We start from the raw sequence: 17475 nt of genomic DNA on the forward strand, positions 1-17475 counted from the left end.
AAAAAATACTGCTTCCCCCAGAGGTAACTTGGATGTTCTGGATGCTGGGTACCCTAATGATTATAATTGGAGGACTTTTGTTGTGTATAAGTCGGATTATTCTGGGTAGAGAGAGCACAATAGTAATAGGGCTTGAGAAAGATCATAAATTAATTACCAAAGGACCATATCACATCATTCGTCATCCTATTTATACTGGGGCATCATTTCTTTTCCTTGGCTATTCCCTTTCTTTTTCTAGTCTGATTTGTTCGATTGTTTTCTTGTTAGTTCTTGTGTTGTGGTTAAATAAAAGAATGACATTAGAAGAGACATTGTTGATTCAAACCTTTGGAGAAGAATATCTGGGGTATATAAAACTCACCAAAAGGTTAATCCCTTTTATTTACTAAACTTCAATTATATTTTCCTTAGAATTAAGAATCTCTTTTTTTTCTTAATCAAGATTATTTTTTTTTACATAAATTCAATACATCCCCATTCAAATCTATTAAGTACCGATATGAGGCATCTCTTATCTTTTTAAGTAAATAAAGAAGAATCTCCTCTCATTGGAAACTTTTTTTAGAACTAGATGATATGTTTCTGAAAATATCAAAGTCATTTGTTATTGATATTTTAAAAATTTAAATGGTGATCTTTTGGAATCTAAGATATGTCCTTCTTGTGGATCAGAAAATGATCGTATACGAATTAATTGTTGGAATTGTGGAGCTTCTATACAATCTTCGTTTATTTCTAAAGTTACAGAATTAAACATTAATAATACAATGCAATTAGCTATGGACGATGATTCAGTTATTCATGTTTGCCCTAAAACATCAATAAATTGTTATCATTGCAACTCTTCGTTTGTAATTGAAGGAATGGGGGTTTTTATCTGCCCAAATTGTCATAAAGAGAATAATTTTAATGGTCCATTTAAGGTTGATTGTGAACCCTGTTCGATACGATTGATCATTAAACAGATTACATCTTCCAAACCTGTTATAAAATGCCAAAATTGTGGTCAAAAGTATCATATTATAAGTCATGATCCTAAAAAAACCCTTTCTAAAAAAATATGGGAATTTTATAAATCTTTACATTTTTTACAGGGTTAAAAATTGATAATTAAGGCATTTTAGTAGAAATCCTATATGGTAAAAATTTTGATTATTTTTTTCTTGGAAATAATCTCAACCTAAAGATAAAACTTAGAATTCCTTTCATAAAAAACAGCATAAAAAACTTAAGGTTTCAAAAATAAGGTTGAATTATGCCAAAAGCTCATTCTTCTGTTGACAAGGTAAGGAAAAAGAATGATTTTTCGTTAATGAATAAACAAGAACTATTAAAGGCTATTTATAATTGTGATCCTGATTTTAATGGGCTATTTTATTTTGGAGTAAAAACGACTCACATTTATTGTCTCCCATCTTGTAAAGCTAAACGTCCTCTATCGACCAATATTGTATTATTTGAAACAAAAGAATTGGCTGAAAAAGCAGGTTATCGGGGATGTTTGAGATGTAAAGCTGCTGATTTTCCCGATACAACTCCTCCTTGGCTAAAAAATCTTGTTAACAAATTGAATAAAATAAAAAATAGGCGTGTGACCCGAAAGGAATTTGAAAATATAACAGGAGTCGAAATAACAACAATTAGGGAGCAATTTAGAAAAATATACCGTGAAACTCCAGTTCAATACCATAGAAAAGTGCGTTTAAACTATGCAATGACTCTGATAAAATCAGGAATGAATACTTCAGCTGCAGGATTACAATCTGGATTCAAATCGAGTAGTGGATTTAGACAAGCGTTTATTAAAGAATTTGGGGTAAATCCAGGAGTATTTTCTTATGAATAAGATAGAAAAGGTTTATTATAATTCGCCAATTGGTATCATTGAGATTAGGGGTAAAAATAATGTACTAATCAGCCTAAGATATATTGATGATGAGGAGATAGATCTTAATGCAAAATCTGAGTTACCAATCATAGCTGAGTGTATAACACAGCTGAATGAATATTTTCAAGGAGCTAGAAAAGAATTTACTGTACCATTCGAGCTTAATGGTACAGAATTTCAAAAAAAAGTTTGGAAAGAAGTAAGTAAGATTAAACACGGAAAGGTACGATCCTATGCTCAGATAGCTCAAAGTATTGACTTACCTAAGGCTAATCGTGCTGTCGGTAATGCTAATGCTATGAACAAACTTCCAATAATCATCCCTTGCCATCGGGTGATTGGGAGTAATGGCAAGCTCACAGGCTACCGTGGTGGGATTTGGAGGAAACAATGGCTATTGAATCATGAAAAAAATACTCTCCATAAATATTTCTAGATTTAAAGCCTTTAAGAGTAAAAATAAGTAGATTCTTGATTCCTCTAAAGACTAATTCTTTTTGTTAGTTAATTAATTTTAAATCAAGATTCAATCTTCATTGGAAATTCCTAAATATAAAGATAAGTAAAGATTGATTCATTAATCACCATTATTAATGAATGTTTTGACCGTCTAAATTGAGGATATGTTGTAAAAATAAAAAATAATTTGATATTATTTGTTTATTATTGAATTATTGTATGTACTAATATTCGAACATCATCTGTTCTAAGTATAGGATTAAATTCCTTGAAATTTCATTAATAATTGATGAGCAAAATGAGTAAAATGTATAAAAATACTTTCTATGGGATTATGCTGACCGGCTTTCTGACTTTTGGTGGTATTTTTATCACTCCACTTCTCTTAACGGACTATTTTTTTCCAAAGCCTATCGAATCAATTTATGATTTCCCCGATCGAATATATGATATTAGTTTTAGTTTTCATAATATCTCAAGTTTTCTTTTTCCAATTAATTCTCTTCAAATTGCTTACAGGGAATTCAATAGTTCATATCTTAACTATTCAGATCCTTTTCTGGTTGCTGTTTGGTTCTTTAGGAATTCTCCCGCTCATCCAGAAAAGGAGAATTTCCCAGATAATTGTACAACATGGAGAATTACTCCTTTTCCAGGACGCCAATATAATCAATGGAATGTATGTACAACATATGCAACAGATAATCCTCCTATATATGTTCATGATACTTATATTGTGTTTGAAGTGATGCTGTTTAGTGAATTGATTTTTTATGCCAGTAAAATGCCATCAATTAATTTTTCTACTTTAGGGTATGAAAAAAATCCAGATACTGAGATGGAGGGTAGTAAAGCAGATTTTATTGTTCCTGATCAGTGGGTATTATCTATTACTCTTACTTTTGAGAATCATACATCCATTGTTATTGATGCACATAAGGATGGATGGTTAGAATATACTAAGTATATCCCCTATGAATGGACAGCTTATGGTGATGAATTTACAGTATTTAGTTCAGGAATAACCCATTATATGGAGTTTAATGAAAACTTCAATGAATTTCATCAAACATTCAGCGATTATGTGAAAACCCATATAAAAAATATCAATACAACTAATTTATAGAATAGAAAGATAAAAGGCGTTCTCTGTGAATACTAAAACAGACGTTTTAGATACTATTGATGGAACTATAGCACTAGGAAATATAGAAATCGAGGACTTACGCAGAGAGATTAAAGGGAAAACTTTACAAGTATATCTATTACTTGCAAGAGGGAAAGATCAGGATTTTGGTGTTCGGGAAATATACCAGAGACTCAATTTTAGTAGTGTTTCTATTGCAGCTTACCACCTTAAAAAATTAGAATCCTACAATTTAGTGAAAAAAACAGCTGATAATAGATATCAAGTATCAGAATTACTCCCTCTTGGTTCATATGAAGAATTTTTTGTCTTAAAAGGAAAATATTTACCTAAAGAAGCCTTTATCCTTGCTTTTAGCGCTTCTTCTTTATCACTTGCTCTTTTATTTTTTCTATTAAAAATGTGGGAACCAATGCTTACTCTATTATTTGCCAACGCTCTGTTAGGTACAATTTATTCGTTTGTACGGTTTTATTCTCTTTATCAACGTAAGGATGAAGAGATTGATTTTAATAATTAAAAATTTCAAAAATTTTTCATAATTTAGTTTTTTGAACATCTAATAATAAATCTTGTAAGAATTAATCTTCATCAATATTTTTAGATTATGCTATTTCTAGATTAAACTTTTTTGTAATACTTTTTTTTAGCAGCAGTTTCTCGAAAGTAGTCTCTTACTTGATAGTTTTTAATATTGGGAAATTAGAAAAATCCAGAATCTAATAATTTCGTAAGACAATACCCAATCAATAGTTGAATACTTTTTAGTAAAAAAAGATTAGAAATTACAAGATAATTGGTCATTTGAGGTTCAAAACTCTAGATAACAAGGTGATGAATAAGTGCATGTCATTATCATCGGAACTGGCCATGCAGGAATAAATGCTGCCAGTATTATGCGGCAAAATTCAGATGAGATTGACATCACTATGGTGAGTGAGGATCGCTTTCCCCCTTATCCTCGTCCATCAATTTATAAGATAATTTTGGGTAAAAGTCCCTCTCAAATTTTTAGATACCCCGAAAATTGGTATGATAAAAATAACATTAACCTCCTTCTTGGTCATTGTGTTATTAAAATTCGTTGTCAAAAAAAATCAATTATATGCGCAGACCAGTCAGAATTAAAATATGATAAACTTTTGATAGCCACTGGGTCAAAACCATTTATTCCTCCGATTCCAGGTATTCGTGATGGTCCTCTATATTGTTTAAGAAATATTGATGATGCTCTCGCTATTCGAGAAAAAGCAGAAAGGAGTACTACGGGAAAAGCCACGATTCTAGGTGGAGGTCTTTTGTCCGTAGAGTTAGCAAAGACATTATCTGACATAGATATCCAACCAACCATAATTGATAGGTCTCCATATCTTCTAAGAAAGCAATTAGACCCTGAAGGGGGTCAATTTTTAAATCGTTTACTTGATAAAACCTTTGATACAAGTTTTATATTCAATACAATAAGTGAGCAGATAATCCGAAAGAATGATGAGGAAGTGAAAATCGAACTACGGGATCATTCAGGATTATGGACTCACGAATGTGATTTTCTCTGTAATGCTACTGGTGTTCGGAATGATAATACTCTCCCCAGAGATGCAGGAATTACTATTGGAGAATATGCAATTGTTGTCAATCCTTTTATGCAAACAAATATTCCTGATGTTTATGCAGCAGGGGATGCTGTGAATATTGACTCTTTTCCTGGTTCAAAATTTGGTATTATTCCCACTGCAGTCGATCAAGCTAAGATTGTTGCAATAAACATTTTAGGAACGAGGGTACCATATACGGGAACGCTTCCTTGGACAACCCTTAAGATTGCTGGAATAGATCTTACTTCGATTGGCGATATTGAACTAGGACCTGGAATTGAGGAGAAGGGGATCATTCGTGACTTTCAACAAAGGATTTATCAAAAATTATTCTTTAAAGAGGGTAAAATTCAAGGAGCAATCCTTATTGGATCCAAAATAAATGTTCACCAGATCAAAACGTTAATAATTCATCATGAAAAATGGGAAGTAGTTAAAAACGAATTAAATTTGGAAGAATGATAACGAGGCCCTGAGAATAATGACTGACGATGAAAAAAGCAATTCCAAAGAGAAAAAAGAGGATACAGAAAAACCAAAAATTCCTAAAGAGGAATTGGTTACAACTACTCATAGAGTAATAATCGATGGACAGGAAATCGATTACACCGCTCAAGTTGGTACTCTTCTTATTAAGGAAGAGGAAGAAGGAAAGGAACCAAAACCCAAAGCATCTATCTTTTATATTGCCTATATAAGAGATGGTATTTCTGATATTTCGAAACGACCAATTACCTTTTCTTTCAATGGAGGTCCTGGATCCTCATCTGTATGGTTGCATTTAGGAGTATTAGGACCTAGAAGAGTTATTGCTGAAGCAAATGATAAACCAGTCAATCCTCCATATAGACTTATAGATAATAATTATTCGCTATTAGATTTAACAGACTTGGTCTTCATTGATCCAGTCAGTACTGGTTTTTCACGGGCTGTACCAGGAGAAAAGAACACACAATTTCATGAATATAAGAAAGACCTGAAATCTGTTGCAGAGTTCATTCGACTATTTACTTCTCGTTCAAAACGCTGGGCTTCACCAAAATTTTTAATTGGAGAGAGCTATGGAACTACACGCGCAGCTGGTCTATCAGGGGTCCTACAAGATGATCTAGGTATGTTTTTAAATGGGATTATGCTTATTTCTTCTATTTTAAACTTCCAAACAGCTCGTTTCAATCCAGGGAATGATCTTCCATACATCCTATTTTTACCAACTTATACTGCAACTGCTTGGTACCATAAATTATTATCTCCTGAAAGACAGAAGGACTTACAAAAAACAATAGAGGAAGTTACTTCATTTACTTTAAAAGAATATACATTAGCATTAATGAAAGGAGATACTATACCCAAAGAAGAACGAGTACAAATACTTGAAAGATTAGCAGACTTAACGGGTTTATCCCGTGAATATATAGCAGGAGTAAATCTTAGAATCAATATCTATAAGTTTTGTAAAGAACTATTGCGGAAGAAACATCGAACAGTAGGTAGATTAGATACTAGATATTTAGGTATTGAAAAAGATGACAGTAATGCAGAACCTGAATATGATCCAAGTTATTCAGCGATACAAGGTCCATACACTGCAACCTTCAATCATTACGTATTTACAGAGTTAAATTATCAAAATGATTTGCCTTATGAAATACTTAGTCCAATCTATAAAACTTGGAAATATGAAGATTATCATAATCAGTATTTGAATGTAGCAGAAACTCTAAGGGATGCGATGAGTAAGAACCCATTTTTAAAGGTCTTTGTAGGAAATGGATATTACGATCTTGCAACACCTTTTTTGGCAACCAAATATACGTTTAATCATCTTGGATTGGATTCGGGATTGCGAAAAAATATCATAATGGCATATTATGAAGCAGGTCATATGATGTATCTCCACCCTCCATCTCTGGCAAAGTTAAGAAAGGATTTAGCACTATTTATTGAAAATGCCCTCATTTTTCCTAGTTCAAGATTAGATTAACCCAAAATAAAAAATAATAATCCAATCATAAGAATTGGAATTAGACTCAGAATTGAGATTGGGATACCAAACTTCGTGAAGTCCCACCAGGTAATTTCAACACCACGTTCAGCTGCTGTATCAATGACAATAATATTGCTAGCTGCTCCTATAACAGTAGTTGCTCCCGCAAATGTAGTAGTTAAAGCTGCGGTCATCCAAAATATGGGGTGATCTAACGGAGTTCCAGGTAGTATTCCTGTAATGAGAATGGCTACTGGAACATTTGATAATACCTGACAAAGAAGAAATATAATTAGTATAAAGATTACAAAGCTTGTAAAATTGAATTCTAATTGATTGAGAAAAGGGGAAATAGTATTTACAAAGAGATTGGAAGACACAACAGCATCTAAGACTACAAACATACCCATGAAAAAGAGGATGACCTCCCAATTGAGTTTCTCTAGTATTTGGTCTCTTTCATTTACAATAAATAAGAAAATCCCTGTAATAAGAAGAATTATTAGAGTAATTGAAATTTGAGTAATAAAGGAGGAGAGAATTAAACCAATTATTAGAACCACAAAAAAACCTTCTGAAGGTCTTTGTAAAGATTCTAATTCATGTTTTTCTGCAATGGCTGGGATAATAGGAAATTTAATTTCGTTGAACTCAGATTTAAGCAGATACTTTAAGAGGACATAACTTCCAAAGAGAGAAAAAAAGGTAGGGAAAAGAGCCCAAATCCCAAATTCTAAAAAGCTAATACCTCCTGCAATAGCTAGAATATAATTTTGAGGATTCCCTGTTGGTAATAATGCTGACCCAAAAGTTAATGCATAACAGATTGCTAGGATATACGGCTTTGGGTATTTACGTACCTGCTTTGTAAAGGCAATTAATAAGATGGGACCAATAATTGCCACTGTGTCGTTCACAAGTAAGCTTGCAGCGAGACCTAAACCGAAATGGATTAAAAGTAGTAATCCTTTAGGTGATTTTCCTTTTAAGAGGAGTGATTTTCCCCGTTCCTCCAAGGATCCGCTAATATCTAAAGCAGTGACCAAGACAAACATTCCAAAAAGGAAGATTAAAACATGAACCTGTTTTCCGATAACTATGACAGCCCTTTCATAAGCGCCTGGTTGAAGCAGAATTAAGATTAGCGCAGCAATCATAAAGGCAGTCCATGCAGGAACTTTCAGTTTTCCAATCCTGCGGAATATAACTGCTAGATTAACACAAATCAAAAGGAAAAGTGGAATAAATGATTCTAGAAGGTCTTCTAACATCTAATTTACTCTTCTAAAAATTTTTTTAAATAAATTAAAAACTCTCTTAGGGTAATATTTCACTAAAATTTATAAATTGCTTTATATTAGACTAGTTAGGAATTTCCTCACTGTTTTTTACATTGTCTTTCGATCATGCAAGTTTAATCAGTCTAGATGGAACATGTCCAAACGATGTATTATCAAAAAATCTATCAATTATGCAATATACAAGATCAAGATATACTTAATTATCTTACTAAAAGGAATGGATCCCCTCTTTTAGCGGGGAAAGCTAGTAAGAAGGAATTTTTCAGTCGGTTGGATAAATTAAAACAAAAAGCTCAATTTTTATTTCAACCAAAATCCATATATAGTATTTTTAATCGATCAGACCTCCCCGCTCGCGAATGTTTCGAAGAAGTTAAAAAAGTAGCATTAGTAATTGTAACTTTAGGTAAAGCTCTACCTGAAGAAGTTAATAATTTGATGGTTTTAGGCAAATATTTAGATGGAGTCATATTGGATGCAATTGGTTCTGCGGGGGTTGAATATCTCGCTGATATAGTAGATTCTGAGATACATAAATTAACAAAAAGATCTCCATTTGAGTGTTCGAGACGTTATAGTCCCGGTTATTGTAATTGGGATTTAAGAGATCAGGAATTAATTTTTAAATTACTTCCTGCTCATAAAATTGAAGTTCACCTGACTAGTGGCTATTTAATGGTTCCAATCAAGTCAATTTCATTTGCAATAAATATAGCTGAGAATATTAGACAATCCCGATGGGAAAATCGATGTATATACTGTAAAACAGTTCAATGTTCTTATCGAATGAAATAACGGCCAGAGCAAGTAAATGTGGGAAGTGAGGTAAATTAATATATGAATGGAACACCTAAATCTATAAGTTCGTTGCGAATTGTATTGAAGAGCTCGGTATAATCTGGAGAAGGTTTAACCTTTCGTATATCATAACATTCACGGAAACTTTTTCCAAGTGGAGCTGTTTCTATATCTTTTTCATAAGATTTTAAAAGTGTTAAAGTTATTTCATTTGCATCGTTTCTTGTAATTCTTTCTTTAGCAGCACCGCAACCAACTTCACAGGCCATTCTAGCTTCCATGGGTGTGGCATAATTCTTATGTCTGTTCTTTGCTACAGCTATTTCCCAAAGATTTGAACCAGAGACAACACTTACAAGTGCATGAGCTGCAGCCTCTCTTAATACCATAGGGGTACACGGTCCTGCTGCAGTAAATCCATTTGAAAGGGAAATTAGGTTACTATTCCGAGCTAAAGATTGATAAGTCATAGAAATAACCCAAAGAAGCTCTCTCATGGTATTACATGTATGTTTCAAATGAAATGGAAAATAATTTAAAAAGTGGGCCTGATTTACGAGTAATCCTTGTAAATGATAAGCAAGTCCCACAATCGCCGTTCCTTCAGGTCCCCCAGAATATCCTCCTAGAATCGGACCCATTAATGCTCCTACAAAACAACCATAAGTATGAAAATGTACCATTTTATTCAATAGAGAATTATTCACCTTTAGTTCTGAAATACTAGCTACAAATCGTCCATCAGTTAATCTTTCTCCCCATTCAGGATTACTGGCCGCAATTTGAGCAGCAGCAGATTCTGCAGTTCCAACACTTTTAAGAAAAATCCCTGGACGACCAACTCGTCTTGCTGCTTCTCGAAACATCATTGCATGGGCGACAGATCCTTTAACTTCGGTTGGTGAACCAGAACGTATTGGCATACCCTCAATCTCATCAAGAATTGGAGCACAAACCCCATCAGCTAAGGGTTCCTGTAAATATGCCATACTCATGGGAATAAATAAATCTTCGTCACATGTAATATCTGGTGAAAAAAGGCAAAAAGGCCTTCGTGTATCTTCGACTTTTCTACTTGTGATTTCCCTTGCGTCGCGTCCAAAACCCAAGATATACTTTCCAGGGAAATTTCCTAATGCTTCTTTTATTTCATTCTCTGTAAATTTAATTCTACGATAAGTATCAGTACAAAGAGTTCCTACAGTAAGATAAAAGTCCAAAGCAGCTTTCCAAAGATTATCTGCAAGTGTATCATCAGAAGGGATAGGAGTTAACGGATCAAAACAAATATCATATTCTTTAATAACTCTTTGGAGTTCAGGGACTAAAAACTTAAAATCAAAATCCTTTTCTAAACAGATAGGTCCATTTTGTGCTCTGTCCAATACTTCATTGATTCGCCAAGGAGGGGTTCCCATTTGTCTCACCTTTCCTGAATCATTTTTACAACAAGCTTTGCTGCTCCAACTGCAGTTTCAGCCCATCCATCAGCTCCTATCTCTTTCCGCCAGTTATCAGTGGTTGGATTCCCCCCAATTATAACCAGATATTTATTTCGTTTTCCTAAGGCTTCTAATAGTTCAATCACTTCTCTTTGAGAATGCATTGTAGTTGTCATGAGTGCTGATAGAGCTATTACATCTGCATTTACTTCTTCAGCTTTTTCAATAAATTTGAGTGAAGGAACATCTTTTCCTAAATCTAGGACTTCGAAACCTGAAACTTCTAGCATAATCTTAACTATATTTTTCCCGATTTCATGTATGTCACCAGACACTGTTCCTAATACAACTTTCCCCTTAACTTCGGTCGGTGTTATAGTACTCTTCTTTATATGTTCCGTTAAGACAGAGGTGGCAGCCCGCATTGCTTCTGCGGCACCCATGAGTGCAGGTAGAAAGATATCCATCCTATCGAATTTTTCTCCTATTTCCTCCATTGTTGGGTTTAAAACATCGTCTAACACTTTTAGGGGGTCAATTTGGGCTTCCAAAAGTTTTTTAGTTACCTGCTTGGCCTCTTCTGGTTTAAATTCTTCTATTGAATTTTTTAATGCTTCGTAAAGCTGCTCGATTGCCAATTTAATCACCTAATGTAGCATATTTTGCCTATATTAGCCTGCGTTTTAATTTCGAAGGAATGAATAGTTAATTTTAATATCTGATCTATAATCACAAATTAACATTTTCTCTATTTCTTTTCTTTGAGCTTCAATACTAGGATAAGAAGAAGTATAATGCTAAAAAGAGCTATTCGAGAGAAGAGATTAGCTTCTATGGGTGATTCTTTAGATTGTACAGTAAAATAGGTATTAGATTCTTCTACCATGAAATTATCAGTCAAAAAAAATTTCTGTCCTAACGTATCTTCCCCTATCAGTGTGTATGAATGATTTGCAGGAATAGATGGATAATATGTTAATTTCCAAGTTGAGAATTCATCATTGGTTTCATAAAGTTCAAAAGGAAAGAAATAATTTTCAGTTTGATCATATAGCTGAAAATTAATTAATTCTGTATGATAGCTGGTTGTAACTGCTGTAACAGTCAGTGGGTTTCCTAGCGTTATTAAGAAGTTGGAAAGCGTGTGATTGATTATAAGAGAACCTTCAACATCGAAAGAAATAACTTTAGTTTCAAATGCATTGTGAGATCCAAACATTTTTAGTGTAATATTCCAATAACCAAGATAATCAAGGTAAAAGGAAGATTTCCATTTTTCAAATTCTGATCCTGTATGAAAACAATTCAAATCAAAGAATTTGACGAATATAGTATTCTTATTAATAGGACTATTGATACATGCAACTAGATACCCACGTTCAATATTCTGACTATAGAGTTTTTTAAGTTCCACAATTAATTCCAATTTATTATTCACAAGATAGGATTCATTACATTTTGAGATCTTATCGATCTTCATTCTACAAGGCGTTTCGGAAAAACGAATCCATGAGTAGCTACTTTTGAGATTTAGTCTTTGATTACTTTCTTCAATCAATTCTCCAGTGCTTAACTCTCGGATTGAATAGTACCTAATAGCACAACTCTGAATGAATTTGGATTTGTAGAGAGCTCTTCCATCAAATTCAAGAGAAATAGTATGATAACCTCTTGAAAGGTTTGATTTAGAAACCGAGCTAGCTGTAATATAAATAAAAGGGTCTCTCTCTGTGAGTTGAGCATATAAATTAAAGGAGAAGCTGTTTTTAGTGACATTAACCTTGAAATTTACTCTCCATACCTCAAAAAACCCGTCATTATTAAGATCCACTCCAAAATCATTAGTAATTTTCACAACCCAAACCTGAGGAGGATCATATTCATACACGAATGGAAGATTATAATGAATGTTAGGAATGTTTTGATCAAAATAATAATCATCTATTTTAGAATAAATCTGAATATTATCAATAAAAACACCTGCTTCAGCTGGTAAAGTCCAAACAAAAGTATTCTTCAATGTAAAAGTTATATTTTGAAAACCTAAATCTAAATAATCAGAATAAGAGTAGTCCCATGTCTTAATAATATATGTGTCAGTGCCAAGAAATGCCTTAAAACTCACTGTGATCTCAATTAATTCAACCTCATAAACACAGACTTCAAATTTAAACAACACAGAATCAAATTTTCCATTTGCATCTAGATCCTCGCATTCATGAAAATATCTCCCAGTAAGTTTGATATCAAAAGGATCCCATTCCTCCCACGAGTAAAATTCTGTAGTATAGATAAATTCATCACAAATATCATAGTTACCATCACGTAATGAGACTCTAATAGAGTAAGATTGATTAATACCTTGTTCATGCAATATTTGTGCAGGGATTTTTACATCCACCCAACTCATTCCTATCCCAAGGTCATAACAAAACCTGCTTTCATATACTACTGTTGTAAAAACTTGAGCAAAGATTCCAATTATCTCCTCTTGATAAATATTACCACTAATTTCAACCTCAATTGATAGAATTAGAAAATCATAATCTCCATCTGAGTCTATATCCTCAGGAACTTCAATAACATTACCCGTAAGCCTAGGAGATGAAAGAATAGTTAAATTTGTAGAAAAAGAATCAGATTTTTCATTAGTTTTATAGAAAGAAGGATCGTCCGTAGAGAGCTGACAAATATTTAAGAATAGGATTATGAGAAAAATCATTATGAATTCTTTTTTCCCTGTCAGTTTCTCCACTTCGAGTAATTTTAACTGAGCTTAGTAGAATATTTAATCTTTAAAAATTTTATTAAGAAGCCTTAAATTTAGATTAACATTCTGTTTTATCCTTAAAAATCCCTGAATTTTCCTATCATTACATCTCATCATTCAGAAAACTCTTAGAAGAATATATTATCCTATTTGGAATCAATCTGAAGATTGTAAAGAAGATTAAATAAATTATTCTTTAAATTCAAGTGAAATCAGTTTAATCTCATTAGGATGAAATTTTAATTTCAATATACGGTGTACATTAAGAGGGTTTTCTTTTAGAGAACTATTTATGAGGATTTGACTTATACTTGTGATTTTACTTTCACATTCAATTGTAACTATAATTTCTTCTTCATAGAGATTATATAAAGTTACTAATATACTACTCTTCCGTACACGGAGTGAAGAAATCCTTATTCTGGGATCAGAGATTTTAAGCAGAGGTTGAAAAAGTTTTTTAGGTATTAATCTCTTTTCTAAATATATGACTTTAGATAATAATGAAAATGCTTCTGAATGGTCTGCACTCTTAGAAATTGGTTCCTGATTTGTATGACTTAGAATACTATATAAAAATACATATTCTTTATGTAATTCTTGGGCATTAGGGGTGGGAATAGCTGGACCAGCTAATTCAGGTCTTTCAGGGAAGTTTGATTGAGCCAGCCAGCCGATGGAGCGAAGTAATGTCATCGCTAAAACAGACTCATTAACTAATTCTACTTCTGGAAGGCCCCAATTCATTAAAGTGAAAGCAGCTTCACTATTAGGATCATTAATCCTAATAAATCGTTTTTGTGGTTGTATGCCAGATGGGGCTTCTAAATAACTTTCATCTCCAGTTGGGCTAGCAAAACGTTCAATAGTTCCAAAGTGAGTAGATGTATGGGTGTGTTGAGTATTAAAAGGTAAATCAAAACAAATTCTAAGGCGATGATCTTTGGCATTATTTATCAATGTTGTTTGTATATCTATTCGTTTAATATCATTATAAAATTTAAATTTACTGGTCACAGGAATTTTTACTGATCCAATTCTTTTTTCACGAGAAGAATCAACCTCTTGAAAGAGGTTTAGAGTCAAAGATTGTTGAATCTCATAAACGATAGGTCCTTTGAGTATCACTTCTCTTTTCACTGCTGAAATTCTTACAGATTCTGGGCCGATTCTTCCAAATGTATATTCATCTCCTCGATCGCCCCAATCTTCAAAGAAATGTAATTTTCTGAATTGAAGGTTCAATTCTTTATCAAATAAACTGAATGATCCATCCTTCTGAAATGATACTTCATAGGAGGGGTGAAAGACCTTATCCTTGGAAATTTGTATCAAGGTTTTATTATCAGGATTATTATCATCTGCAATAAGTTTTAGCTGTGAAAAACTCCAAGCTTGTAACGGAATAAGAGTAATATAATTCGTCTTCGTCTCTTTTGTAACGATAACGTGAAAATGACTATATTTTCCACTTTGTATACGTGAAAGAATGCTATCTTTCATTTGATCAATGTTAAAATCTCCAAGAGGTTTCTCTCCAACAATTAAACGAGCTTCACAAATCTTGGGATTGGAACTATCAAGAAATGATAGCTCATTAATATAAAAGGTCATTATTTTTCTTCCAGGTAACAATCTCATCAATGCGCGTAATTTTAAAGATCCAACAGTCATTTCCCAAAGTTTTTCACGAGAATCTTGAAAGGTTTGTAAATTATACCTCTCTCCATTTGAAGATATAATACTGTGATAATTTTTTTTTCCAGAAGCAGCAAATTCAACAAGAAGCGGAAGATCAGAACAATTTGTAGGATTGTATACAATAATGGAGTCTTCCCCTGATATTATCGCCTGTTCTTCCAAAAAATTTAGATTATCTTCTATCACGGTTTCTGCAATGGTTTGAGCCCAGGAATATCGAAATTTCATTTCTTCATGCGTTTGGTCAATAGAACATCCACAGATTGAGTCATGTGCTTGATTCTGTAAATGCCATTTCCACGCTTCTTCTAAAAACGAATATGGATACTCTTTCTTGAAGTAAAACCAATTATAGAAGCTTAAAGGTTCAGTATAATGAGTAAGAAGGTCCTCAATTCTTTGATTCCATTGTTTAATCCACATTCTGGTTGAATAGGTATCTGCTAAAATATGAGCACGAGCTGCAGATCTTAATTCACCAATATATTCGGGAGGTGTAAAATTTGATTTTTTAATCATATTTAGAAGAGTATCAATATAATTACCAAGAAGGGATAATTGAAAGGACATATTTTGTATTTTTATGTTTGGCAGAGTATTACATAAAAAGGGTGAAGGAAATTTGTGATCGGTACCATGAAGTAAGAGATAGATTGGTAATGGCGAGAAAGGTTCTAATTGAGTTACTAATGATTTTAGTTCAAGTTCTAATTCTTTTACATTCTCTGGAAGTAATGCAGCATTACCATATCCAAATGGTAGATAATTAGTGAATACTGGTTTTTCAGATAATGGATTACTTCGCCATAAAAAGGGAACAGTCTTTATTTCGGGTGGAACCCCTCGCCATACAATTATAGCTTTGAAATCAGTTAGATCTCCAATTAATTGGGGGATTACATTAGAGAATCCAAAAGTATCTGGTAAATATCCGATTTTCATTTGCTCTATTTGATATTTATCAGCTATCTGTTGACTATATTCCAAGTTGCGGATTAAACTTTCTTGATTCGCTAACCAAACATCAGGAAGGACATACCACGGTCCTACAGAAATTTTTCCATTTCTGATATGGTTCATTAGTTGTATTTTATTCTCAGGACGGATTTCCAAGTAATCATCTATAATAATAGTTTGACCATCAAAGGTAAAATAATATTCTTCAGTTTCCAAGATTTCTAATAAATTATCTACTAATTTTACTAATTTATGACGAAATTGTTGGAAAGATAGATACCATTCACGATCCCAATGAGTATGCGGAATAATGAACACTTTCTTTTCAGTATAGACTTGGGATTCAGATTTCTGATTCATACAATCACCCTATTAATCTTAGAAATAAGATTTAGAGCTCTAAGAATTCTATTCTTTTTTCATGTAGTTTCTTTAATTCTATTTGTTGCTCTTTAAATCGTCTGAAATCTAAAGGATATAGTTTAATGAATAATAGGCCAATAAAGATCCCTACACTGGGAATTATAGAGACTAATAGTGACAGTCCTACCTGTGCAGTTTCAGGCTGAATTTCACTTCCTGTTTGAAATCCTGTAAAGAGCTGAATAATTACTAATACAATTCCTGTTAACACAATACTCAACCGTGCAATGAAGGTCAAGATACCTGAATATGCTCCTTCCTGTCTTTTACCAGTCTGAATTTCATCATAATCTATAGCTGCTGAAATAGCAGGTTCGGTCATTAACATTCCTCCAACTCCGAATCCAGGTATCAAAGAGACAACAATCATTTGAATAATATCACGTACAAGGAAAAAGGGAAGAATACCAACTGCATAAATAGCCATTGCGAGCATTAATCCTTCTTTTGGTCCTTTCTGGGAATACGTGCGTTTCCAAAAGAGGATACTTGCAAGGATTCCTATAACAATCCCCACCATGGCTAAGCTTATCATTTCTTCTTCTAAATGGAGAGTAAATCGGGCATAAAGTGGAAAAACGAGCATGGTTAAACCAAAACTAAAATCTATCATTGCATAGGTCAAAGAGATCCAGATAAACGGTTTATTCTTGAAAATGGACTTAATTGCAGTCATAATGGGAAGTGGGTCATCAATTTGATACTCAGGGCGCTCTTTCGTCCCTAAAAGTGAAAGATACATTGTTATTACTGTAATTAGACCAAAAATTATGCCCATAATTTCCCAACCTAAATTAGCTGCAATTAATGGTGGAAAAATCACCCCAATCATTGAGGATGAAAAAGCTATAGTATCTTTTAAAGCAACGACAGAGGCTCTTTCCTGCTCACTCTGATACATCTCGGTATAGAGAGCAACCCAAGCTGAAATTGCGAATGTGAATCCTAGATCAAATAGAAATAACATCACTAAAGCATGTAAGAAAATAGAAAGAGAATTATCC

15 protein-coding genes are annotated in these 17475 nt (G+C 33.1%); 9 read left to right on the forward strand and 6 right to left on the reverse strand.

The window, feature by feature from the left end:
* The 8 genes from ACWVCY_RS09600 to ACWVCY_RS09635 form a co-directional block, all read left to right on the forward strand.
* A partial coding sequence (locus tag ACWVCY_RS09600) for a methyltransferase family protein (RefSeq protein WP_455142445.1) occupies positions 1-392 on the forward strand: 392 nt, incomplete at its 5' end.
* Positions 393-641: 249 nt separating this feature from the next.
* Positions 642-1103, forward strand: a complete 462-nt coding sequence (locus ACWVCY_RS09605) for a hypothetical protein (RefSeq protein ID WP_455142447.1) — start codon at positions 642-644, stop codon at positions 1101-1103.
* 155 nt (positions 1104-1258) lie between these two features.
* Positions 1259-1849, forward strand: a complete 591-nt coding sequence (locus ACWVCY_RS09610) for an Ada metal-binding domain-containing protein (protein ID WP_455142449.1) — start codon at positions 1259-1261, stop codon at positions 1847-1849.
* Complete coding sequence (locus ACWVCY_RS09615) at positions 1842-2327, forward strand: methylated-DNA--[protein]-cysteine S-methyltransferase (protein WP_455142450.1); 486 nt, start codon at positions 1842-1844, stop codon at positions 2325-2327. Before ACWVCY_RS09610 ends, ACWVCY_RS09615 begins: the two co-directional genes overlap by 8 nt.
* Before the next feature lie 321 nt (positions 2328-2648).
* Complete coding sequence (locus ACWVCY_RS09620; protein ID WP_455142452.1) at positions 2649-3476, forward strand: hypothetical protein; 828 nt, start codon at positions 2649-2651, stop codon at positions 3474-3476.
* Between the two features lie 25 nt (positions 3477-3501).
* A complete protein-coding gene (locus tag ACWVCY_RS09625; RefSeq protein WP_455142454.1) occupies positions 3502-4017 on the forward strand; it encodes a hypothetical protein in 516 nt (171 codons plus the stop codon).
* Between the two features lie 322 nt (positions 4018-4339).
* Entirely contained in the window at positions 4340-5554 is a 1215-nt protein-coding gene (locus tag ACWVCY_RS09630; protein WP_455142456.1) for an NAD(P)/FAD-dependent oxidoreductase, read from the forward strand.
* 19 nt (positions 5555-5573) lie between these two features.
* Positions 5574-7076: a S10 family peptidase gene (locus ACWVCY_RS09635; protein WP_455142457.1), complete on the forward strand. Its 1503-nt coding sequence runs from the start codon at positions 5574-5576 to the stop codon at positions 7074-7076.
* Here the strand turns inward: ACWVCY_RS09635 and ACWVCY_RS09640 are convergent.
* Positions 7073-8350: an SLC13 family permease gene (locus ACWVCY_RS09640; RefSeq protein ID WP_455142459.1), complete on the reverse strand. Its 1278-nt coding sequence runs from the start codon at positions 8348-8350 to the stop codon at positions 7073-7075. The genes ACWVCY_RS09635 and ACWVCY_RS09640 overlap by 4 nt on opposite strands.
* Positions 8351-8506: 156 nt before the next feature.
* On the opposite strand from ACWVCY_RS09640, the gene ACWVCY_RS09645 reads away from it, so the two are divergent.
* On the forward strand, positions 8507-9175 hold the full coding sequence (locus tag ACWVCY_RS09645) for a hypothetical protein (protein WP_455142461.1): 669 nt from the start codon (positions 8507-8509) through the stop codon (positions 9173-9175).
* A gap of 35 nt (positions 9176-9210) precedes the next feature.
* On the opposite strand, the gene ACWVCY_RS09650 is transcribed toward ACWVCY_RS09645, so the two are convergent.
* The 5 genes from ACWVCY_RS09650 to ACWVCY_RS09670 form a co-directional block, all read right to left on the reverse strand.
* Positions 9211-10596, reverse strand: a complete 1386-nt coding sequence (locus ACWVCY_RS09650; protein ID WP_455142462.1) for a monomethylamine:corrinoid methyltransferase — start codon at positions 10594-10596, stop codon at positions 9211-9213.
* A gap of 5 nt (positions 10597-10601) precedes the next feature.
* Positions 10602-11258, reverse strand: a complete 657-nt coding sequence (locus ACWVCY_RS09655; RefSeq protein ID WP_455142464.1) for a cobalamin B12-binding domain-containing protein — start codon at positions 11256-11258, stop codon at positions 10602-10604.
* A 110-nt stretch (positions 11259-11368) separates the two neighbouring features.
* Positions 11369-13342 carry a hypothetical protein gene (locus ACWVCY_RS09660; protein ID WP_455142466.1) on the reverse strand — a complete coding sequence of 658 codons (1974 nt, stop codon included), beginning with the start codon at positions 13340-13342 and terminating at the stop codon, positions 11369-11371.
* Positions 13343-13579: 237 nt separating this feature from the next.
* Entirely contained in the window at positions 13580-16408 is a 2829-nt protein-coding gene (locus ACWVCY_RS09665) for a glycoside hydrolase family 38 N-terminal domain-containing protein (protein ID WP_455142467.1), read from the reverse strand.
* Between the two features lie 31 nt (positions 16409-16439).
* Positions 16440-17475: MFS transporter (locus tag ACWVCY_RS09670; protein ID WP_455142469.1), on the reverse strand; the 1036-nt coding region annotated here is incomplete at its 5' end.

The organism is Candidatus Hodarchaeum mangrovi, from assembly GCF_975850365.1.